This window comes from Thalassobellus citreus, assembly GCF_044385915.1.
GTDB classification, from domain to species: domain Bacteria; phylum Bacteroidota; class Bacteroidia; order Flavobacteriales; family Flavobacteriaceae; genus Thalassobellus; species Thalassobellus citreus.
The window spans coordinates 20,426-42,143 of sequence record NZ_JBISCC010000122.1 but is presented as its reverse complement, the minus strand read 5'-3'; the positions used below and the strand labels follow the sequence as shown (position 1 = coordinate 42,143).

22 protein-coding genes are annotated in these 21,718 nt (G+C 30.4%); 11 read left to right on the top strand and 11 right to left on the bottom strand.

Going from position 1 to position 21,718, the window contains the following annotated elements; translation table 11 throughout:
* Nucleotides 1-350: 350 nt before the first annotated feature.
* The 4 genes from ACH5TX_RS07690 to ACH5TX_RS07675 all read right to left on the bottom strand — a co-directional run bounded on the left by ACH5TX_RS07690 (nt 351) and on the right by ACH5TX_RS07675 (nt 5,546).
* Nucleotides 351-2,195 (bottom strand): ABC transporter ATP-binding protein, encoded by a 1,845-nt coding sequence (locus tag ACH5TX_RS07690; RefSeq protein ID WP_439338947.1) that lies wholly within the window; start codon nt 2,193-2,195, stop codon nt 351-353.
* Nucleotides 2,195-3,925 carry a phospho-sugar mutase gene (locus tag ACH5TX_RS07685; protein ID WP_439338946.1) on the bottom strand — a complete coding sequence of 577 codons (1,731 nt, stop codon included), beginning with the start codon at nt 3,923-3,925 and terminating at the stop codon, nt 2,195-2,197. Before ACH5TX_RS07685 ends, ACH5TX_RS07690 begins: the two co-directional genes overlap by 1 nt.
* Before the next feature lie 98 nt (nt 3,926-4,023).
* Nucleotides 4,024-4,974 carry a glycosyltransferase family 2 protein gene (locus ACH5TX_RS07680; protein WP_439338945.1) on the bottom strand — a complete coding sequence of 317 codons (951 nt, stop codon included), beginning with the start codon at nt 4,972-4,974 and terminating at the stop codon, nt 4,024-4,026.
* Between the two features lie 38 nt (nt 4,975-5,012).
* Nucleotides 5,013-5,546 (bottom strand): DUF4199 domain-containing protein, encoded by a 534-nt coding sequence (locus ACH5TX_RS07675; RefSeq protein ID WP_439338944.1) that lies wholly within the window; start codon nt 5,544-5,546, stop codon nt 5,013-5,015.
* Nucleotides 5,547-5,704: 158 nt separating this feature from the next.
* Here ACH5TX_RS07675 and ACH5TX_RS07670 point away from each other — a divergent pair, with 158 nt between their 5' ends.
* The 4 genes from ACH5TX_RS07670 to ACH5TX_RS07655 all read left to right on the top strand — a co-directional run bounded on the left by ACH5TX_RS07670 (nt 5,705) and on the right by ACH5TX_RS07655 (nt 8,596).
* Nucleotides 5,705-5,956 carry a type B 50S ribosomal protein L31 gene (locus tag ACH5TX_RS07670; protein WP_092853449.1) on the top strand — a complete coding sequence of 84 codons (252 nt, stop codon included), beginning with the start codon at nt 5,705-5,707 and terminating at the stop codon, nt 5,954-5,956.
* 129 nt (nt 5,957-6,085) lie between these two features.
* Nucleotides 6,086-7,261 carry a GlmU family protein gene (locus ACH5TX_RS07665; protein WP_439338943.1) on the top strand — a complete coding sequence of 392 codons (1,176 nt, stop codon included), beginning with the start codon at nt 6,086-6,088 and terminating at the stop codon, nt 7,259-7,261.
* 61 nt (nt 7,262-7,322) lie between these two features.
* Nucleotides 7,323-8,261 (top strand): TolB family protein, encoded by a 939-nt coding sequence (locus ACH5TX_RS07660; protein ID WP_439338942.1) that lies wholly within the window; start codon nt 7,323-7,325, stop codon nt 8,259-8,261.
* Nucleotides 8,262-8,266: 5 nt separating this feature from the next.
* Complete coding sequence (locus tag ACH5TX_RS07655) at nt 8,267-8,596, top strand: hypothetical protein (RefSeq protein ID WP_439338941.1); 330 nt, start codon at nt 8,267-8,269, stop codon at nt 8,594-8,596.
* A gap of 5 nt (nt 8,597-8,601) precedes the next feature.
* Here ACH5TX_RS07655 and ACH5TX_RS07650 read toward each other — a convergent pair whose 3' ends face one another.
* The gene (locus ACH5TX_RS07650; protein WP_439338940.1) at nt 8,602-10,125 is read right to left on the bottom strand and encodes an ABC transporter substrate-binding protein; all 1,524 of its coding nucleotides are present in this window, start codon (nt 10,123-10,125) and stop codon (nt 8,602-8,604) included.
* 342 nt (nt 10,126-10,467) lie between these two features.
* On the opposite strand from ACH5TX_RS07650, the gene mtaB reads away from it, so the two are divergent.
* Nucleotides 10,468-11,790, top strand: coding sequence for a tRNA (N(6)-L-threonylcarbamoyladenosine(37)-C(2))-methylthiotransferase MtaB (gene mtaB / locus ACH5TX_RS07645; protein ID WP_439338939.1), 1,323 nt, complete (start codon nt 10,468-10,470; stop codon nt 11,788-11,790).
* Nucleotides 11,791-11,929: 139 nt separating this feature from the next.
* Nucleotides 11,930-12,313: a hypothetical protein gene (locus ACH5TX_RS07640; RefSeq protein WP_439338938.1), complete on the top strand. Its 384-nt coding sequence runs from the start codon at nt 11,930-11,932 to the stop codon at nt 12,311-12,313.
* A gap of 73 nt (nt 12,314-12,386) precedes the next feature.
* Here ACH5TX_RS07640 and ACH5TX_RS07635 read toward each other — a convergent pair whose 3' ends face one another.
* A complete protein-coding gene (locus ACH5TX_RS07635; protein WP_439338937.1) occupies nt 12,387-12,683 on the bottom strand; it encodes an N-acetyltransferase in 297 nt (98 codons plus the stop codon).
* Between the two features lie 117 nt (nt 12,684-12,800).
* Here ACH5TX_RS07635 and ACH5TX_RS07630 point away from each other — a divergent pair, with 117 nt between their 5' ends.
* Genes ACH5TX_RS07630 through ACH5TX_RS07620 form a run of 3 tightly spaced genes read left to right on the top strand, consistent with a single transcriptional unit; the run spans nt 12,801 to nt 14,868 of the window.
* A complete protein-coding gene (locus ACH5TX_RS07630) occupies nt 12,801-13,466 on the top strand; it encodes an alpha/beta hydrolase (RefSeq protein WP_439338936.1) in 666 nt (221 codons plus the stop codon).
* Between the two features lie 48 nt (nt 13,467-13,514).
* The gene (locus ACH5TX_RS07625) at nt 13,515-14,441 is read left to right on the top strand and encodes a lytic transglycosylase domain-containing protein (protein WP_439338935.1); all 927 of its coding nucleotides are present in this window, start codon (nt 13,515-13,517) and stop codon (nt 14,439-14,441) included.
* Between the two features lie 10 nt (nt 14,442-14,451).
* Nucleotides 14,452-14,868: a PH domain-containing protein gene (locus ACH5TX_RS07620; RefSeq protein WP_439338934.1), complete on the top strand. Its 417-nt coding sequence runs from the start codon at nt 14,452-14,454 to the stop codon at nt 14,866-14,868.
* 4 nt (nt 14,869-14,872) lie between these two features.
* On the opposite strand, the gene ACH5TX_RS07615 is transcribed toward ACH5TX_RS07620, so the two are convergent.
* Nucleotides 14,873-15,448, bottom strand: a complete 576-nt coding sequence (locus tag ACH5TX_RS07615) for a tetratricopeptide repeat protein (protein ID WP_439338933.1) — start codon at nt 15,446-15,448, stop codon at nt 14,873-14,875.
* Nucleotides 15,449-15,750: 302 nt separating this feature from the next.
* On the opposite strand from ACH5TX_RS07615, the gene rpmH reads away from it, so the two are divergent.
* Both rpmH and carB read left to right on the top strand, forming a co-directional pair.
* The gene (gene rpmH, locus ACH5TX_RS07610) at nt 15,751-15,912 is read left to right on the top strand and encodes a 50S ribosomal protein L34 (protein ID WP_188215129.1); all 162 of its coding nucleotides are present in this window, start codon (nt 15,751-15,753) and stop codon (nt 15,910-15,912) included.
* Nucleotides 15,913-16,026: 114 nt separating this feature from the next.
* Nucleotides 16,027-18,879 carry a carbamoyl-phosphate synthase large subunit gene (gene carB / locus ACH5TX_RS07605; protein ID WP_439338932.1) on the top strand — a complete coding sequence of 951 codons (2,853 nt, stop codon included), beginning with the start codon at nt 16,027-16,029 and terminating at the stop codon, nt 18,877-18,879.
* 61 nt (nt 18,880-18,940) lie between these two features.
* Here carB and ACH5TX_RS07600 read toward each other — a convergent pair whose 3' ends face one another.
* The 4 genes from ACH5TX_RS07600 to ACH5TX_RS07585 form a co-directional block, all read right to left on the bottom strand.
* The gene (locus tag ACH5TX_RS07600) at nt 18,941-19,294 is read right to left on the bottom strand and encodes a hypothetical protein (protein WP_439338931.1); all 354 of its coding nucleotides are present in this window, start codon (nt 19,292-19,294) and stop codon (nt 18,941-18,943) included.
* Between the two features lie 77 nt (nt 19,295-19,371).
* Nucleotides 19,372-19,908 (bottom strand): acyl-CoA thioesterase, encoded by a 537-nt coding sequence (locus ACH5TX_RS07595; protein WP_439338930.1) that lies wholly within the window; start codon nt 19,906-19,908, stop codon nt 19,372-19,374.
* A gap of 13 nt (nt 19,909-19,921) precedes the next feature.
* Complete coding sequence (locus tag ACH5TX_RS07590) at nt 19,922-20,266, bottom strand: DUF8785 domain-containing protein (RefSeq protein WP_439338929.1); 345 nt, start codon at nt 20,264-20,266, stop codon at nt 19,922-19,924.
* A gap of 18 nt (nt 20,267-20,284) precedes the next feature.
* Nucleotides 20,285-21,667: a DNA recombination protein RmuC gene (locus ACH5TX_RS07585; RefSeq protein ID WP_439338928.1), complete on the bottom strand. Its 1,383-nt coding sequence runs from the start codon at nt 21,665-21,667 to the stop codon at nt 20,285-20,287.
* Nucleotides 21,668-21,718: the final 51 nt, after the last annotated feature.

Genomic DNA, 21,718 nt, shown 5'->3' with positions numbered 1-21,718 from the left:
GAAAAAAGGATAGAAACCCAAATCTCTATCCTTTTTTATATTTTATACCTTTTTTTACGTGTTTATCTAAAGCGTTTCATCTCTAATCATTTTTGTAAACACTTTTTTGTCAAGATGCTTAAGGTATTCTCTTGTTTATTAAAAGTCTTATTGAAATCTGCAATTTTATCGACGAAATGCATTTAAAACCCGATTAAATACGTTTTTTCTTGTCAGGAATGTTTTTTTAATATAAATTTGTATCAGAAACTTACTTATGTTGTTAGTTGTCCCCAAATCTAACAAGAACAAAAAAAGGATAGAAACCCAAATCTCTATCCTTTTTTATATTTTATATGGTTTGTAATTGTTTATTCGAAGCTTTGCATGTCTACTAATTTTTGGTAAACACCTTTTTTGTCAATAAGCTCGTTATGTTTTCCTTGTTCTACAATTTCACCTTTATTAAGTACTACAATTTCATCTGCATTTTGAATAGTTGAAAGTCTGTGTGCAATAACAATAGAAGTTCTATTCTTCATCATATTTTCTAAAGCTACTTGAACGAGGCGTTCGCTTTCGGTATCTAAAGCTGAGGTAGCTTCGTCTAAAACCATAATAGGAGGACTTTTAAGAACTGCACGTGCAATACTTAAGCGTTGTTTTTGCCCGCCTGAAAGCTTATTTCCAGAGTCGCCAATATTTGTTTCTATACCGTCAGGTAAATCTTTTACAAATTCCCAAGCATTAGCAATTTTTAAAGCGTCAATAACGTCGTTTTCAGTAGCATTTTCATTTCCTAACTTTAGGTTGTTTTTAATACTATCGTTAAATAGAATGGCATCTTGAGTTACAATACCAAGTTGACTTCTTAAAGAACTTGTGGTTAAATCGCGAATATCAATTCCATCAATTAAAATACTACCTTTATTTACATCATAAAAGCGTGTAATAAGATTGGCTATGGTAGATTTTCCACTACCAGATTGTCCAACTAATGCCACTGTTTTTCCTTTTGGAATAGTTAAAGAGAAATCTTTTAAAACATACTCATCTTGATATTTAAAAGAAATGTTTTTGAATTCAATTTCAGAATCAAAACTATCTTTTGAAATGGCATTTTCTTTATCCTTTAGAGGGTTTGGTGTGTCAATAATTTCTTGAATACGCTCTGCAGCAGCACCTCCTTTTTTAATATTATACAGACCACGAGAAATTGCTTTTGCAGGAGTTAATATATTATAAGCTAACCCCATATATATTATAAAACTACTGCTGTCTAGAGCTAAATCAGGATCTGAATTTAAAACCAAATTACCACCATACCATAGTATTACAGCAATCATACAAATACCTAGAAATTCACTTGTTGGTGACGCTAAGTTTTGACGATTTAAAAGCTTGTTTGAAAAATGGTAAAAACGTGTTGTTGATTCTTGGAATTTATCATTAAAACTCTCTTCAGCATTAAATCCCTTTATAATTCTTAAGCCAGTAAGGGTTTCTTCTAAAGTAGATAAAAATGTTCCTTGTTCTTTTTGAACACGATCTGATTTTCGTTTTAAACTTTTACCAATTTTTGATATGATAAACCCCATAACAGGAATAAAAACAAACACAAATAAGGTGAGTTTGACACTTATAATCAGCATTGCGGTTATAGTAAAAATAATCGTTAAAGGTTCTCTAACAATAAGTTCTAAGACAGACAAAAATGAATATTGTAAGTCTAAAACATCACTAGTAACACGAGATAAAATATCGCCTTTTCGTTTTTCAGAAAAATATGAAAGTGGAAGTTCTACAGTTTGCTTGTAAACTTTGTTTCTTAGGTCTCTAATAACACCATTTCTTAAGAATACTAAAAAATAATTAGCTAAATACCCGGAAATGTTTTTTAATAAGAACATTACAATAATAAGCCCAACAACTAGTATAAGTGCTTTAGAATTATCGCCACCAGTAAACTGATTCATTTGGTATGCTAAATAGTCTTCAGCAAAATCTCCTAATTTTGAAAACTCAATGTTCCAAGAAAATATAGGCTTAACTGTTGGAGCTTCTTTTTCTTTTTTAAAAATAACATCGAGCATGGGTTTTAAAGCCACAAAAGATAGTGTGCCAAATAAAGCAAAAAACACATTAGAAATAATGTGTCCTATTGCAAACCTTTTGTATGGTTTAGCATACTTAAGTATGTTATAAAAATGATTCATTAAATGAGTTTCATGTCTTTTAAAATATCCTCAGCCTTAGTGTCTAACAAGGTTTCTGTTTGTTTGAAATTTTCAACAGCATCTAATTTTGTGTTTACACTTACGTAGAATTTTATTTTTGGTTCTGTTCCACTAGGTCTTAAAGCTATTTGGCTACCATCTTCAGTATAATAAATTAATACGTTAGATTTTGGAATATCGATAGTGCTTTCTTCTCCAGTTAACATGTTTTTAGAGATTGATAAATCGTAGTCTTCAAACTTAACTACTTTAGAACCATTAATTTCTTTTAAAGGCGTTTCTCTAGCATCAACCATCATTTGTTTAATTTCTTGAGCACCTTCAATACCTTTTTTAGTTAAAGAAACAAGTTTTTCTTTATAAAAACCGTGCTCTGTATAAAGGTTTAAAAGCTCATTGAAAAAAGAACTTCCTTGAGATTTTGTTATGGCTGCAATTTCACAAGCTAAAAGGGTAGAGGTAACGGCATCTTTATCGCGAACAAAATCGCCTACCATAAAACCAAAACTTTCTTCACCACCACCAACAAAGTCAAGCTCTGGGAAATCATGAATTAGTTTAGCAATCCATTTAAAACCTGTTAAAACTATTTTACTTTCTACCTTGTATGCTTCAGCTAATTTGCTAAGCATTGGTGTAGATACAATAGTTGAAGCAATAAACTCTTTACCTTTTATTTTGTTTTCTGTTTTCCATTGTTTTAATAAGAAATCAGTCATCATTAACATGGTTTGATTTCCGTTAAGCAATTGTAAATCACCATCTGCATTACGAACAGCTACACCTAATCTATCACAATCAGGATCGGTTCCAATAACAATATCAGCATTCACTTTTTCAGCTAGTTCTAAAGCCATTTTTAAAGCTGCAGGTTCTTCTGGGTTTGGCGATTTAACCGTTGGAAAATTGCCGTCTGGAACTTCTTGTTCTTTTACAATATGCACATTTTTATAGCCTGCACGTTTTAAGGTTTCAGGAACTGCTGTAATAGATGTACCGTGAAGCGACGTAAACACAATAGTTAAATCGTCTTTTGCAGCATCAGTAGCTCCTACACATCCGTTTTTAACAGAGGCATCAATAAAAATATTATCAACATCTTCTCCTATATATTTTATAAGACTATCATTGGCTTCAAATTTAATATCGGCATAATCTAAAGCATTAATCATATTAATAACAGCGCTATCATGCGGAGGGACTAGTTGCCCACCATCTTGCCAATAAACTTTGTAGCCGTTATATTCTGGAGGATTGTGAGATGCTGTTAAAACAATACCACAGTGGCAATTTAAATGTTTTACGGCGAATGATAATTCTGGAGTAGGGCGTAAATCTTCAAATAGATACACTTCAATACCATTTGCAGAAAAGACATCGGCAACAACTTTTGCTAATGTTTTACTGTTGTGTCTACAATCATAAGCAATAACAGCTTTAGGGGTTTCGTTAGGAAATTGATTGTGTAAATAATCACTTAAACCTTGTGTACTTTTTCCAAGTGTATATTTATTAATACGATTAGTGCCTACACCCATAATACCTCGCATACCACCAGTTCCAAATTCTAAATCTTTGTAGAAGCTTTCTTGAATGTCTTCTGGGTCATTAGCAATACTACTTTTTATTAAAGCTTGCGTATCTTCATCAAATGCAGGGGTTAACCAGCTATTAATTCTATCTAAAATTTTTGGTTCAATGTGTATCATAATGTCTTAAAAAATATACTTCAAAAGTAAGCAATTGTGAGATAATAATTAACAAAAATAGTTTAGGTATTGATAATTATTAAGTTGTTTTTTAATAATTAAATTAAATTTAGTTTGTCTTTAATTAAATATCGTTTTTTGTCCTGCTTGGTGCGTAATATAATTTCGCCTAAAAATCCAGCTACGAAAAACTGTGTCCCAATAATCATAGTAACTAGTGAAATATAGAATTGAGGACGTTGTGTTATAAGTCGTCCAGAAGGATTTAAAAATAATTTATCGATGCCTAGGTAGGTTGCAAAGCCAAAACCAATAGCAAACATAATAAAACCTAAAGCACCAAATAAATGCATAGGGCGTTTACCAAAACGGGATAAAAACCAAATGGTAATGAGATCCAAGAACCCATGAACAAACCGATCCATTCCAAATTTGGTTTCACCGTATTTCCTGGCTTGATGTTGCACTACTTTTTCGCCAATTTTTGTAAAACCAGCATTTTTAGACAGTACAGGGATATAACGATGCATTTCACCATTAACATCTATATGTTTAACAACTTCTAATTTATAAGCTTTTAATCCGCAATTAAAATCATTTAATTTAACGCCAGAGGTTTTTCTAGCGGCCCAATTAAATAATTTTGAAGGGAGGTTTTTTGAAATAACAGAATCATAACGCTTCTTTTTCCAGCCAGAAACTAAATCGAATCCATCTTTTACAATCATATTGTATAGTTCTGGGATTTCATCAGGATTGTCTTGTAAGTCGGCATCCATAGTAATAACCACATCGCCTTTAGCTTTTTCAAAACCTGCATGAAGAGCTTGTGATTTTCCAAAGTTTTTTAAAAACCGAATACCTTTAGAGTTTTCGTCTTTTACAGATAATTGTTTAATAATATTCCAAGAATCATCGGTACTTCCATCATCAATAAAAATGATTTCATATGAAAAATGATTGGATTGCATAACCTTTGCAATCCAATCATGTAATTCGGTTAAAGAGTCTTGTTCGTTAAGTAGTGGTATAACTACAGATATATTCATTTATATATTTTCAAAAATAATATTCAAAAATACTGAATTTATTCTGCGTCTGGGTTATTTTTTTTCATTGCAGCAGCAACTAACAACCCAATAATAGCAAAAAAGATGATACTTTGTGCTAAAGATTTAAGTTGCGTGCCAAAAGCAAAGGTGTCTTGTTTTTCAATTTGACTAACGCTTTCTGCAATGGCTTCTACTGGAGCATTCATACTTCTCATTAAATCTTCTGTGTTGCTAATTAAAATATTTTTTATTTCTATAGCTGCATCAGGATCAATAAAGTTAAAAATGATAATTGAAACCAATGTGCTAATAATTATTCCAGTGGCTACAGTTATAAAAAATGATGAAAAAGCTTCTTTAAAAGAAAGAAAACCATTGAAATGAGCTTTTATTTTTGCTGTAGCTACAATTCCTGAAATTATAACAGCTAATGGTAGTATTAAAAGCATAACCCAATAATTAACTAATAAGCTAAGGTTTATAGTGTATCCAATAAGGGTAAATAAAGATAATCCAACTCCTAAGTATAAGCCATAATTAATTGCAATTGATTTTAAAGATTTTTCCATAATATATATGATAATTTTGTTAGTTGATTAGTTAGTATTCAAAGATAATAAAACGTTACATTTGTAATGTAAATAAAAAATATTAAAAAGTGTTGTAGATTTATAAAATTTACTTAAATTTGCACTTCCAAAATTGAAAAGAATTAAAGCATTTAGCGATGAGAAAAGGTATACACCCAGAAAATTATAGAATTGTAGCATTTAAAGATATGTCTAATGACGATGTGTTTTTAACAAAATCTACTGCAAATACAAATGAAACTTTAGAGGTTGATGGTGTTGAGTACCCATTAGTAAAAATGGAGATTTCAAGAACATCTCATCCATTTTATACTGGTAAATCTAAATTAGTAGATACTGCTGGTCGTATTGATAAATTCAAAAACAAATACGCGAAATTTAAAAAATAATTTTGCATTATATTTTATATTAAAAGCCTTTCATTAATGAAAGGCTTTTTTGTTTTATGCAATTAAACTATTTTTGATTAAATTAAAGTTTAGGTTAATAGCAATAATTATAACTTATTAAATTTGAAAATGAATTACATCCTTTTTGACGGACCATCTCGTAATAACCTATTACCTTTTACATATACAAGACCCGTAGCCGATATTAGAGTGGGTATATTAACCATTAGGGAAAAGTGGGAAACTTTTTTAGGAACTACCACCACAACTATTACTGAAGATTATTTGTCTGATAAATATCCTATGGTAGAAATGGAAGAGAACATTATGATTAATGCGTCTTATCTTCCAAATTTAGAATTAGTAAGTATTATTAAAGATTTAAAGGAAAATCAAGCTGTTTTTGATGGCGACAATATTATAGCCTTTTTTGCTAAAGAGTCGCAAGAAGATATTGATTTTGATACATTTGATGCTATAGAATTTACAGGAGATAGTATTAAAATTGAAAATACGTGGGATATTTTTTCTAAAAACGGAGATGCTATTCAAGAAGATTTTAATTTAATAACAGAGGGTAGAGAATCGCAATCAATTCCTAAAAGTAATAATATTATTGCTCCAGAAAATATTTTTATTGAAGAAGGTGCTTCCATAGAATTTACTACACTAAATGCAACTAATGGTCCTATATATATAGGTAAAGATGCTTTAATTATGGAAGGAGCTCTTATTCGAGGACCTTTTGCTTTATGCGAAAGTGCGGTTGTAAAGTTAGGCGCTAAAATTTATGGACCTACCACGGTAGGACCTCAAAGTAAAGTAGGAGGAGAGATTAATAATGCTGTTATTTTTGCTAATTCAAATAAAGGACATGATGGTTTCTTAGGGAATTCTGTTTTAGGTGAATGGTGTAATTTAGGAGCAGATACTAATAACTCTAACTTGAAAAACAATTATGCCGAGGTTAGATTATGGGATTATCAAACTGAAGGTTTTGCAAAAACAGGTTTGCAGTTTTGTGGACTCATGATGGGAGATCATAGTAAATGTGGTATTAATACCATGTTTAATACAGGAACCGTTGTAGGTGTGAGTGCTAATATTTTTGGAAGTGGTTTTCCAAGAAACTTTGTGCCAAGTTTTAGTTGGGGAGGTAATAGTGGTTTTACAACCTATTTAACAAAAAAGGCTTTTGAAGTAGCAGAAGTTGTTATGTCTAGGCGTCAAATTGAATTTACACAGCAAGATAAAGATATTTTAGAACACGTTTTTGAAGAAACAAAGAAATATAGGCGTGAATAGATTTGTTTAATATATTGGTAGTTAATGTTTTAAATTGACAATTGATTTCAAAATATTATATTTGTTTGAATCAAGTCTTTCTCTTATGATCAATTGGCGTTGTGTTTTTATTTTTTTTATTGGAATAATATCCTATTCTCAAACAGAAAATTATACTGTAATAAATCATAAAATTAATACCGAATATCCTCATTTTGGAATGATGCGGGTTGGTGAAAAAATACTTTTTACATCTTATTTATTAGATAAAAAAGGAAGGTTAAAACGTTTTCAAGGGAGTCCTGTATTAACTGTTTTTGAAGGCGATGTAGCTAGTTCTGGTGATATTGAATCGGTAAAATTACTTGAAATAGATTCTAAACAAAATATACCTCAAATTACAAGTGCAACAAAATCTGCTGACGGTAAATTACTTTATATAACAACGCTTTATACTTTTAAAAACAGACCTAAAGGCGATTTTAAAGATACTAATTTCCATATAGCAGTTGGTGAGTATAAAGAAAGTGTCGGTTGGACAAATTTTAAAGTACTTCCTTTTTGTAAACCTAAATATTCGTATGCACATCCATCGTTAAGTAAAGATGGTAATGTGCTGTATTTTACAGCAAATCAACGAGGTGGAAAAGAGACTACTAAAGGAGGATCTGATATTTTTAAAGTAGATGTTTTAGGGGCTAATACTTTTAGCGAACCAAAAAATTTAGGTAGTAAAGTGAATTCGTATAGTAAAGAAATGTTTCCGATTATAGCTGATGATAATACCTTGTATTTTGCATCAAATAGACCAAACGGATTTGGAGGTTTCGATATTTATAAAAGTATCATGAATGCTGATGGTACTTTTGGTAAAGCAGAAAAATTACCTAAACCTATAAATAGTAATAAAGATGATTTTTCCTTTATTATGAATCAAGATAATGTGTCTGGATATTTTTCATCTAAGCGAGAAAAAGGTAAAGGTGATGATGATATCTATTATTTTGTAAAAAATAAATAAAATTTATGATCGGTTTAATATGTGCTTTTTTTATTGGTAAATATTTTTATAAACTAGCTAAAGATTATCAACAAAAAAAGTTGGTGTATTGTGTTTTAGGTGTCTTTGTTTTTTATTTTGGATCAATTGTATTAGGAAACTTAATTTTGTTTTATTTCACAGGGATTAGTAATTATAATTTTAAGCTTTTTTCATTTTTTGGAACAGGTTTTATAACGATGCCTTTTGGTATAGGGTTTGCCTGTTTAATCCACTATTTATTAGAAAACAGATGGAAAAAATCAGTGGTAATCGTTAAAGATGAAATTAATGATATTGGAAAAAATATTAATTAAGAGAACTAATCTTTTCTCACCCGTTTTAAATCAATCATATTAATAGGGTTTATTCCTAAACCTTTTACGTTTTTTCTTGTAAAACGCACTACTTCATCATAAAATAAAGGTACCATAAGCGCTTTATCCATAGCCAAAGAATCTATTTTTGTGTATAAGAATTTGCGTTCTTCAATATTCGTTATAGTAAAAGCTTTGTTGTATAAGCTATCAACTTGTTTACTCTTATAGTGGAAGTAATTTGATCCGTTTGGAGCAAAGTTTTTACTGTAGAATATCGATAAATAGTTTTCGGCATCTAAATAATCGGCAATCCAAGAGCTTCTAAACATATCTACTTTTCCGTTAGATCGAGCACTTCTTAAAGTGGCTTCTGGCATAACATCTACATGAATATTGAGTCCGGTTTTTTCAAGTTCACGCTGTATAAATTCACAAAAACTGAGATAATTACTTGTAGTTGTTAAGTTAATTTCAGGATTAGTTATGCCGCTTTCTTTTTTAAATTGCTCAACAAGTTGTTTTGCTTTTTCCGGTTGGTAAGTAAAACCAATAGATTTATCATGACCAGCAAGACCAATGGGAATAAAACCACCATTGGCTGGATTACCAATGCCGTTTCGTAAATAAATCATCATTTTTTTTCTATCAAAACCATAGTTAATGGCTTTTCTTATGAGTTCAGATTGTATTTCGGGGGTTTCAGAATCTAGATAAAACCCTAAATATTCAGTATTTAAATAAGGACCTCTAATCATATCTACTGTAGATTTGTATGTGTCTCGAAGTCTTCCGTCGGCTGTTAATAATTCGTCTTTGTATGAAGCATCCAATCCAGATAAATAATCAATATTTCCTTGTATAAATTGTAGAAACTCACTTTGTTTATCAGGTAAAAAGGTTAATGCTACGGCTTCTAAATAGGGTAATTGTTTGCCGTTTTTATCTTTTTCAAAATAGAGTTCGTTTTTTCTAAAAACAAGTTTTATGTTTTCTTCCCAGCGTTTAAATTTAAAAGGCCCTGTGCCTATAGGCTGTGATCTAAATTCGGTACCATAATATTCAACTATTTCTTTTGGAACTACCGAGCAATATTTCATGGTAAGTAAACCTATAAAAGCAGGGAACGGTTGCTTTAAAGTAATTTGAAAAAGGCTGTCGTTAATAGCTTTAAAATCGTCTACTTTATTTAAAACCCAACTACCTGGAGCTGCGAGTTTTTTATCTCTTAATCTGTTTAAACTAAATTCAAAATCGTTGGCTATAACAGTTCTTGTTGAGTCTTTTCCGAAAAGAACATGTTTGTGAAAATAAACATCGTTTCTTAGTGAAAACTGATAGGTTTTTCCATCATCAGATATCGTCCATTCTTTAGCTATACATGGTAAAATATTTAAGTCGCTATCTAATTGTACTAAACCGTTAAATAATTGATTGCAAACCGAATTATCTTGTAAAGTTCTAGAAAAAGCTGGGTCTAAGGTGTTAATGTTTGCATATTCGTTATAGCGAAAAACAAGTGCATCCATTTTTTTAGATTTTTCATTTGAACATGAAAGATTCAAAAAAAGGATAAATAGACTTAAATATTTTAATGTTTTTAAAAGGTTAGTGTGTTTTTCTATCACATGAATACGTGTTAATGTGTTTCAAAAATAGCGGTTTTATTATTTATTTCTAATAAATTTTTAAAAGTTAAAAATTAAATGTGACTTTTTAAAAAATGAGGTGTCTTAAAATTGACTATTATTGCTATTGTCAATAAAATAAAGTCTCTCAGGTTTACATAATTACTATGTTATGGTTTTATAAGGAGCGTTTCAATTTGAAACGCTCTTTTTTTCTTAAATTTGCACGTTTTTATATAAGAAATGAATTCTAGAAAAAAAGTCGCATTTTACACATTGGGTTGCAAACTCAACTTTTCAGAAACATCTACCATTGCTAGAGATTTTAGTAATGAAGGTTTCGATCGCGTAGATTTTTCAGAAAGAGCTAATATTTATGTTATAAATACTTGTTCTGTTACTGAAAATGCAGATAAGCGTTTTAAAACGATAGTGAAACAAGCTCAAAAAGCAAATGAAGAAGCTTTTGTAATTGCAATTGGGTGTTATGCGCAATTGAAACCTCAAGAATTAGCTGATGTTGATGGTGTTGATTTGGTTCTTGGAGCTACCGAGAAGTTTAAAATAACCGATTATCTTAATGACCTTTCTAAAAATGATTTAGGAGAAGTACATTCATGTGAAATTGAGGAAGCTGATTTTTATGTAGGTTCTTATTCTATAGGTGATAGAACACGTGCCTTTTTAAAAGTGCAAGATGGTTGTGATTATAAGTGTACCTATTGTACCATTCCTTTAGCACGCGGTATTTCAAGAAGTGATACCATGAGCAATGTTTTGAAAAATGCTCAAGAAATTTCGGAACAAAATATTAAAGAAATTGTTTTAACTGGTGTAAATATTGGTGATTATGGTAAAGGGGAATTCGGAAATAAAAAACACGAGCACACGTTTTTAGATTTAGTTACCGAGTTAGATAAAGTTAAAGGTATTGAGCGTTTACGAATTTCTTCAATAGAACCCAATTTATTAAAAAATGAAACCATTGATATAGTTTCAAAATCTAGAGCTTTTGTACCGCATTTTCATATTCCATTACAATCAGGAAATAATGAAATTCTTAAAAAAATGAAACGCCGTTACATGAAAGAATTGTATGTAGATCGCGTATCAAAAATAAAAGAAGTCATGCCGCATGCTTGTATTGGTGTTGATGTTATTGTTGGTTTTCCTGGAGAAAGCGATGATCATTTTTTAGAAACATATAATTTTTTAAATGAATTAGATATTTCTTATTTACATGTTTTTACGTATTCTGAACGCGACAATACGGAGGCAGCAGAAATGGATGATGTGGTTCCAAACAATGTAAGAAGCAAACGTAGTAAAATGTTACGTGGCTTGTCTGTTAAAAAACGACGTGCTTTTTATGAAAGTCAAATTGGGACTAATAGAACTGTTTTATTTGAAAGTGAAAATAAAGCAGGATATATACATGGTTTTACTGAAAATTATGTAAAAGTTAAGTCGCCTTGGAATCCTGAATTAGTAAACACCTTACATCAGGTAGTACTTAAAGAAATTGACGATGAGGGCTTAGTACGTTTTGATTTTTTTGAAGAATAATTCCTTAGTAAAGTAGTAGATTACTCCTTTGAAGTTGGTTTAATTGAGTTTAAACGATTTTTTTTGATGAAACTGCCATACAGCCTTAGTTTTGAGTAACCTATATTTTTAATATTACGCATACCCAAATCTATTAGTTATGAAAAAACACATACAGTTTTTAGCAACTCTTATTATTATATCTTTTTTTACATCTTGTTCTTCAGAAGATATTAATGACAGCACTAATTTATTAGGTGTTTGGGAGTCTAATGATTTAAGTGCAAATTCTACAGAAATACAAACCTTGGTCTTTGGCGATAATAATACAGGATTAAATATACAAAGAAGTGTAAATAGTCCTGATGAAATGGCATCAAGTGCAGTACCTTTTAAATGGGAAGCGAATAATGAAGTTATAACGCTAATGGATGATGAGTCTCAAAAAACGTTTATTCTAAATTCAGAAGGACAACTTGTTTTAAGTAACTCTCAAGATTTACGTTTAGAAAAAGTATCAGACGATTATTCAAAATATTATTAATATTAAGAATTATAAATATAAAAAAAGCCAAAACATCTAGTTTTGGCTTTTTTTATTGTCTTTTTTTAGAAAATTATATTCTCAATCCTACAGGTAGCATACGTTTGTACTTTCTGTTTCCTCTTACAAATTTTGCAATTTCAGGACTCGTAGGAACCACACTTAAATTTCTAGCTTCAATTTGTTCAAAAACAACAGCTAAAAATTCTTTGCTAAAATCTTCACTTTTAATTCCTTCTGGAATAATAAGTTTTGTTAAAAAAATTTTTCGTTCTTGGAGTGAATATTCAATTTTTGCTAATTGATTATCAATTTTTATTTCAAACTGACGTAAAAAGTCATTATCAATTAATTCAGCAGCATCAATCATGTTGTAAAATTTTTATTTCAATGGAATCTAATTTAGCGAATACTAATTTAGTAGCTTTGTTTTGCAAAAGTACATAAAAAAAACATTAAATTAAAGTAAAAATCAAGTTAATCGCTTATGCATCAAGAGATAATACATGTTTACCTAATGCCAGGAATGGCAGCTAGCCCTAAAATTTTCGAATATATTAAACTACCAGATTGTCAATTTGAAATTCATTATTTGGAATGGATTATGCCTTTAGATGATGAATTGCTCTCAGATTATGCGTTTAGAGTTTCTCAATTTATTAAACATGATAATTGTGTGTTGTTAGGAGTTTCTTTTGGAGGTGTATTGGTTCAGGAAATAAATAAACATATAAAAGTGAGTAAGTTAATAATTGTTTCTAGTGTAAAAACGATGGGTGAAATACCAAAACACATGTTGCTAGCAAAGGCTACTAAAGCATATAAATTAGTGCCTACTCAATTGGCTAGTAATATAGATGTATTTGCTAAATATGCTTTTGGAGAGGTTGTTACAAAACGATTGGAATTATATAAAAAGTATTTATCTGTTAACGATAGTAAATATTTAAGTTGGGCTATTAAGAATATGGTATGTTGGAATCAAGAAGATCATAACCCGAATATAATTCATATTCATGGCGATAATGATGCTGTATTTCCTATTAAAAACATATCTAATTGTATTTCAATAAAAAATGGGACACATATTATGATTATTAATAAACACAAATGGTTTAACGAAAATTTACCTCGCATTATTTTAAAAGACTAGAGAGTCAATCCAATTATTTTTTTTAACTTTAAAAAAAACTTATTGAAGATGAAGATAGTACAAAAAGCCTTGGCGTTTGTGGGGTTGTTAAGTTTGTGTGCCTTATTTATTTATGCCCTACAAGATGCTCCAACCGATGAAAATTTTGAAACAAAACTAATAAACGATTATAATGTTTATGCGCTTCAAGTTCCAGAAAATTTAGATTTTTCAGGAGAAGCCATGCCTCTTAAAAATCCAGATATTTTAGAGCGTATGGATCGTGAGTTATTGGTAAATACTTACTGGCAATCTAATGGTTTATTAATGTTTAAGCGTGCAAAAAAGTATTTTCCAATTATAGAACCTATTTTAGAAAAATATAATATCCCCCAAGATTTTAAATATTTAGCAGTTATAGAAAGTGGTTTAACAAATGCCGTTTCCCCAGCAGGAGCAAAGGGCTTTTGGCAAATAATGCCAGCAACGGCTAGAGAAAATGGTTTAGAGGTTAATAAGAATGTTGACGAGCGTTATAATTTAGAAAAGGCAACTGAGGTTGCTTGTAAATATTTATTAAAGTCTAAAGAAGAGCTTGGATCATGGACACTTGCCGCTGCGGCTTATAATGCAGGAAATGCGGGAGTTTCTAGACGTTTAAAAGAACAAGGTGTTAATAATTATTACGATTTATTGCTAGGAGAAGAAACTGGGCGTTATCTGTTTAGAATTGTGGCTTTAAAGGAGATTTTATCAAACCCTTCAAAATATGGATTTAACTTTAGAGATAAAGATTTATATAATAATGTGCCTACATATAAGGTAGAAGTAGACACAGCTGTAACCAATTTTTCAAAGTTTGCACAAAATTTTGGTATTAATTATAAAATACTAAAACTACACAACCCTTGGTTGCGTGAGCCACATCTTAATAATAAATCTAGAAAATTATATACTATTGATATTCCTAAAGAAGGATATTATGATGTACAGTAATTAAAAAATAATGAAAGTTTATAAGTCAAAAATTAGCTACGGATTATTGCTGTTTATTTTTTTGATTTTAGCTTTATCCTTCGGTTTTGGAATTTTTAAAGCAGAATCAATTCAAAGTATAGTTGTCCCAATTGGTGTTTTTATTTTAACATTCGGTTTTGTATTACACTTGTTTTTAAACACCAAGTATACTATAGTAAATAGCGTTTTAAAAATTAAATCAGGGTTTTTGTATAATAAAGACTTAGATATTCATTCAATAAAATCTATAAGGAGTTCAAATAGTTTAATGTCATCTCCAGCAGCTTCTTTAGATAGAATTGAATTACACTATGGTAAATATGCTTCAGTAATTATTTCACCAAAAGAAAAATCTAATTTTATTGAGGATTTAATTCAGATAAATCCAAATATAGAGGTAAAGTAATAATTTATCCTCTACGTTTCTGCGCTCTTATAGAACCTCCTGCTCCGAAATGTTGATTTGGAGCTTGGGCACGTTTCATGTTTTGCTTCATCTCCTTAATTTGATCTGTAAGCATGCCTTGTTTATCTAGTTTTTGAGCTTCAGATAAAAGTTTTTGAGCTTCTTGTTTTCTGCGTTTAGAAAAAGCAATACCAGATAAATTTAATTTAGCCATAGCTAAATCATGATCCATAGATAAGCCTAAAGAAATGGCTTTTCTAAAATATTTTTCAGCTTCATTTATATTGCTTTGAGATACCATGATACCATGTAAGTAGTTGAAATAACCTTGTTGCTTAGTTACTAAAGCACTTTCTGGGTTTTTAATTTTATTCAACCATTTTTTAGCACCAACAAAATCTTGTTTACGTAATCTTAAAAAGGCTAATAGAATAAACTCGTTTTTAAAATAAAGAAAGATGAAAATTGTAGAAAGTAAAATATACATAATGCCGTTACCTATGTTACCTTCTGTAAATTGATAAACAGCAAAAGCAATGATACCAGCTGCAATAATAAGTTTTATGATTTTATTGTACATTTTTATTTAGTTTGATATGAATTATAGACGTGTTTTGCGTTCAAATTGACGTCTGTTTTTATTTCGATTACAAAGAAACTAAATTTTTATTAAAAATTACTTATACCTTTTAAACAAAAAAACGACTGATTATCCCAAATAAATAAAGGTCTTTAAGAATGTTTATAGGTTATAAAAATTAAATAAATATTTTTTCGAAAATGATTTGCAAAGTAATAAAGGCTTTGTATATTTGCCCTCAGTTTTGGAGAAGCACCAAACAAAGATAAAAAATACATTTCAGATTTTAAAGACATAAGATAATGAGTAAAAGAACATTTCAGCCATCAAAAAGAAAGAGAAGAAACAAACACGGTTTCAGAGAAAGAATGGCTTCTGCTAATGGTAGAAAAGTTTTAGCACGTAGAAGAGCTAAAGGAAGAAAAAAATTATCTGTGTCAACTGAATCTAGACATAAGAAATAATGATTAACAATTGTTGATAATTTAAAGGTGTTACTTAAGTGTAACGCCTTTTTTTATATCTACGTATCATCTATTTTTGTAACAAATTATAATTCAATAATATAAACAGTAAAAATGCCAAAAAATCCTAAACTTAAATCTATTTTAATAATTGGGTCTGGGCCAATAGTTATTGGGCAAGCATGTGAATTTGATTATTCTGGTACACAAGCTTTAAGATCTTTAAGAGAAGATGGAATTGAAACGATTCTTATCAATTCTAATCCGGCAACTATAATGACTGATCCGTCTATGGCAGATCATGTATACCTGTTGCCACTTAACACAAAATCAATTATTAAAATCCTTAAAGATCATCCTCAAATTGATGCTGTATTACCAACAATGGGAGGTCAAACAGCTTTGAATTTATGTATTGAAGCTGACGAAAAAGGTATTTGGAAAGATTTTGACGTTGAAATTATAGGTGTTGATATTGATGCCATAAACATCACTGAGGATAGAGAGCAGTTTAGAGAATTGATGCTTAAAATAGGTATTCCTATGGCGCCTCAAGCTACTGCAACTTCATATTTAAAAGGAAAAGAAATAGCTCAAGAGTTTGGTTTTCCTTTAATTATTAGAGCATCCTTTACTTTAGGAGGTGCTGGAGCTTCTTTTGTTTATAAAGAAGAAGATTTTGATGAATTATTAACTCGCGGATTAGAGATTTCTCCTATTCATGAAGTTATGATTGATAAGGCTTTAATTGGCTGGAAAGAATATGAATTAGAGCTTCTTAGAGATTCAAATGATAATGTTGTTATTATTTGTTCTATAGAAAATATGGATCCTATTGGAATTCATACAGGGGATTCTATTACTGTAGCTCCTGCTATGACTTTAAGTGATAGAACGTTCCAGAAAATGCGCGATATGGCTATTCATATGATGCGTAGTATTGGCGATTTTGCTGGTGGTTGTAATGTGCAATTTGCTGTATCTCCAGATGAAAACGAAGATATTATTGCAATTGAAATTAATCCGCGTGTATCACGTTCTTCAGCATTAGCTAGTAAAGCTACTGGATATCCAATTGCAAAAATTGCTGCTAAATTGGCTTTAGGTTATCATTTAGATGAATTAAATAACCAAATTACAAAATCTACTTCGGCATTATTCGAGCCTACTTTAGATTATGTGATTGTTAAAATACCTCGTTGGAATTTTGATAAATTTGAAGGTTCTGATAGAACTTTAGGACTTCAAATGAAATCTGTTGGAGAAGTAATGGGTATTGGACGTTCGTTTCAAGAAGCCTTACATAAAGCAACACAATCGCTCGAAATTAAACGTAATGGGTTAGGAGCCGACGGAAAAGAAAATAAAAATTACGATCAAATTATAGAGAAATTAACGCATGCATCATGGGATCGTGTGTTTATTATTTATGATGCCATTGCTATGGGAATTCCACTAAGTAGAATTCACGAAATCACAAGAATTGATATGTGGTTTTTAAAGCAATATGAAGAGTTGCATTTTTTAAGAAATGAAATTTCAACTTTTACTATTGATACCATAGATAAAGATTTATTACTAGAAGCAAAGCAAAAAGGTTACGGAGACAGACAAATAGCACATATGCTAAATTGTTTAGAAAGTCAAGTATATAGTAAACGTGAAGAACTAGGTATTAATCGTGTTTATAAATTAGTAGATACTTGTGCTGCCGAGTTTGAAGCAAAGACACCATATTATTATTCAACGTTTGAAAGCGATATGGAAACGGCTGATGGTAATCGTTATGCAGATAACGAAAGTGTTGTTACAGAAAAGAAAAAAGTGATTGTACTAGGTTCTGGTCCTAACCGAATTGGACAAGGAATAGAGTTTGATTACTGTTGTGTTCATGGAGTTTTAGCTGCTGCTGAAGCGGGTTATGAAACTATTATGATTAACTGTAATCCAGAAACGGTTTCAACTGATTTTGATACTGCAGATAAATTATACTTCGAACCTGTTTTTTGGGAACATATCTATGATATTATCAAACATGAAAAACCAGAAGGTGTTATTGTACAGTTAGGTGGTCAAACGGCTTTAAAGCTTGCTGAAAAACTAACTAAATATGGTATTAAAATATTAGGAACTAGTTTTGAAGCTTTAGATTTAGCTGAAGATAGAGGGTTGTTCTCTAATTTATTAAAAGAAAATAACATTCCTTACCCACAGTTTGATATTGCTACAACAGCCGATGAAGCTGCTGCTATAGCCGATGTGTTAGACTTTCCAATATTAGTACGTCCATCTTATGTTCTTGGAGGACAAGGGATGAAAATTGTAATTAATAAAGAAGAGTTAGAAAAGCATGTGGTTGATTTACTTAGCAGAATGCCAGGGAATCAATTGTTATTAGACCATTATTTAGATGGAGCTATTGAAGCAGAAGCTGATGCTATTTGTGATGGAGAAGATGTTTACATAATTGGTATCATGGAACATATTGAGCCATGTGGTATACACTCAGGCGATAGTAATTCGTTATTACCACCATTTAACCTTGGTGATTTAGTAATGCAGCAAATTATAGATCATACTAAAAAGATTGCTTTAGCACTTAATACGGTTGGTTTAATAAATATTCAATTTGCTATTAAAGACGATACCGTTTATATTATTGAAGCGAACCCTAGAGCATCTAGAACGGTGCCATTTATAGCAAAAGCTTACGGAGAACCATATGTAAATTATGCAACCAAAGTAATGTTAGGTGATAAAAAAGTTAAAGATTTTGATTTTAAACCTAAATTAGAAGGATATGCTATTAAGCAACCAGTATTCTCTTTTGATAAATTCCATAACGTAAATAAAAAACTTGGTCCAGAAATGAAAAGTACTGGAGAAAGTATCTTGTTTATAGATGGTTTAAAAGATGATGAATTTTACGATTTATATTCAAGACGTAAAATGTATTTGAATAAATAACAAGTAGATATTTAATTAAATAAAAAAAAGCCGCTATTAGCGGCTTTTTTTATGGGTGTATTTATTTTTCTAAAAGACCATCGTCTTTCCATTTTTGTATTAAATCACGATTTGCTTGAGATAACATAGCATTTGGTGCTGGAGGCATTGGGTTAGAACTACTATTTGTTCTTGAAATAATATTATTTACAGCTGCTTTAACTTGATTATAATTTACATAAGATGTTGGAGCTCCTTGTGTGGTAAGGCTTCCATGACATGTTGTGCAGTTATTGTTAATAATACTTTTTATATTGCCATTGTATGTTATTGCATTTGGTTGAGGATCAGGAGTGGTATTTGTATCGTCATTCTCGCTTGAAGAGCAATTAAATAAAAACAAAGCAATAACAAATAATAAAATTAAATTTTTCATATCAATAAATATTTAATAAGTAGTTAGTCTAAAAAAAACAATATGCCTTACAAAAGAATTAAAATAATATCAGTATTCTAAAAATCAATTTTTGCATTCTGTGTTTTAACCAACTCAATGTGTTCTTCCATTTTAAATTCTGAAGCTTTAAAACTGTTTGAACGTGTTCTGGCTTGTTCTTGTCTTTTTATACTTCGTGCAAAGCGTCTAACACTTTGTTCATCATCTAATATAATACCTGGAACGGGTACGTTTTTGCCATTTTCATCTTTAGCTACCATAGTGAAATAAGAAGAGTTACAGTGCTTCTTTTCTCCTGTTTGTATATTTTCTGATTCTACACGAACACCAACAACCATAGAGGTTCTACCCGTATAATTTATAGATGCTTTTAATGTAACAAGTTCGCCAACTTCAATAGGGTTTAAAAAATCTACTTTATTTACAGATGCTGTAACGCAATAATTTCTAGAATGTTTAGAAGAACAGGCAAATGCAATCTGATCCATTAAATTTAGAATGTAACCACCATGAATTTTACCGCTAAAGTTTGAGTGTGCAGGCAGCATTAATTCGGTAATAGTTACTTGTGAATCTTTAGGATGTTTAAACATGTATGTTATAGTTTTAGTTTTGTACTTCTACCTTTGTTATAAAATATTTGGTATCACCAAGCCAGAAGAACGTTTTAAAACGCTCGAAATAGTGAAGTTTAACAAATTTACCTTGGTACTCGTTTAAGTCTTTAATAGCTTGTTTTTCTTTGTCTTCTACAGAAAATACAAAGGTTTGAGCATCTGATACACCTTGGCTTATTTCGCCTTCCCAGGTTTTAACAATCATACCTTTATGACTAAATTTTACTAGTTTTCCAGCTCTAACACCATCGCTATAGCTTACAAAATAAATAAAGCTAAAGTATAGTGCGACTATAACTAGAATGCCAATAAGTGATTTGATTAAAAATTTCATTTGCTTGTATTTATTGTTTTATTCGTTTTCATCTGCACGTTTTATAATAGCCTCTGGAAGTGCTTTTTTTGCTTTAGCTCCCATCTTTTTTAATTTTTCTACACTGGTAATTAAGTTGCCTCTACCATCAACTAATTTATTCATAGCTGCAGAATAATCAGTTTTGGCAGCATCAATTTTTTTACCTACACCAGTTAAATCAATAACCAAACCATGAAATTTATCATATAAAGCACCAGCTTGTCTAGCTATTTCAATGGCATTTTGTTGTTGTTTTTCGTTATTCCACATAGAATCAATCGTTCTAAGTGTTGCAAGTAGAGTAGAAGGTGTTACAATAACAATGTTTTTTTCGAAGGCTTTGTTATAAATACTATTGTCTTCATTTACAACCACGGCAAAAGCAGGTTCAATAGGGATAAACATGAGTACGAAATCTGGTGATTCAATATCATATAAATCTTGATAATTCTTTTCAGAAAGTTGATCGACATGTCTTTTTATAGAATTAACATGCGCTTTTAAATAGATACCTTTATCGTCATCATCAGCATTTACCAAACGTTCGTAATCGGTTAAAGATACTTTACTATCAATAATCATTTTTTTACCATCGGGAAGGTTTAAAACCACATCGGGTAAAACACGTGAACCATCTTCTCTGGTAAAATTTTGTTGTACAAAATACTCTCTATCTTTTTCTAAGCCCGATTTTTCTAAAACACGTTCTAAAACCAATTCGCCCCAGTTTCCTTGCATTTTACTATCGCCTTTTAAAGCTCTAGTTAGGTTGGTGGCTTCTTTACTCATTTGTTGGTTTAAGTCTTTTAAACCTAACAATTGCTCTTTTAAAGCCGAATGCATACTGATGCTTTCCTTTTGGGTCAAATCTACTTTTTCTTCAAAAGTTTTTATTTTTTCTTGAAGTGGATTTAAAATATTTTTAATGTTTTCTTTATTCTGAATTGTGAATTTTTCCGATTTTTCATCTAGAATTTTAGTGGCTAATAATTCAAAATCTTTACGCAATTGCTCTTGGCGCTCTTCTATTTCGGCATCACGTTTTATGTTTTGCTGTTGCAGATTTTCGTATTCTGAATTTCTTCTAGCTAATTCTGTACTTAAAAATTCTTTTTCACGACGTATTTCTTCGCGTTCAGTTTCAATTTTAGAAACTGTTTCTTTTAACTGACTAATTTGAAGATTAAAATTTGTGTTTTGTTTTTCTGTTTCAGATGCATTAAATGCTTTTAAATCATTTAATTGTTGCTGTAAATTGTTATTGCGTTCCTCAAGAGTGCTTTGTTCACTTTTACTTTTTAGTTTAGTAAAAAGCATACCCAGATACCCTCCAATTGCTAGAGAAATTAAAATAGATAAAATGATAATAACGTTGTCCATTAAAAAAAAGAAATTTAATCAAATATAAATGTTTTGATATGAAGTATAAAG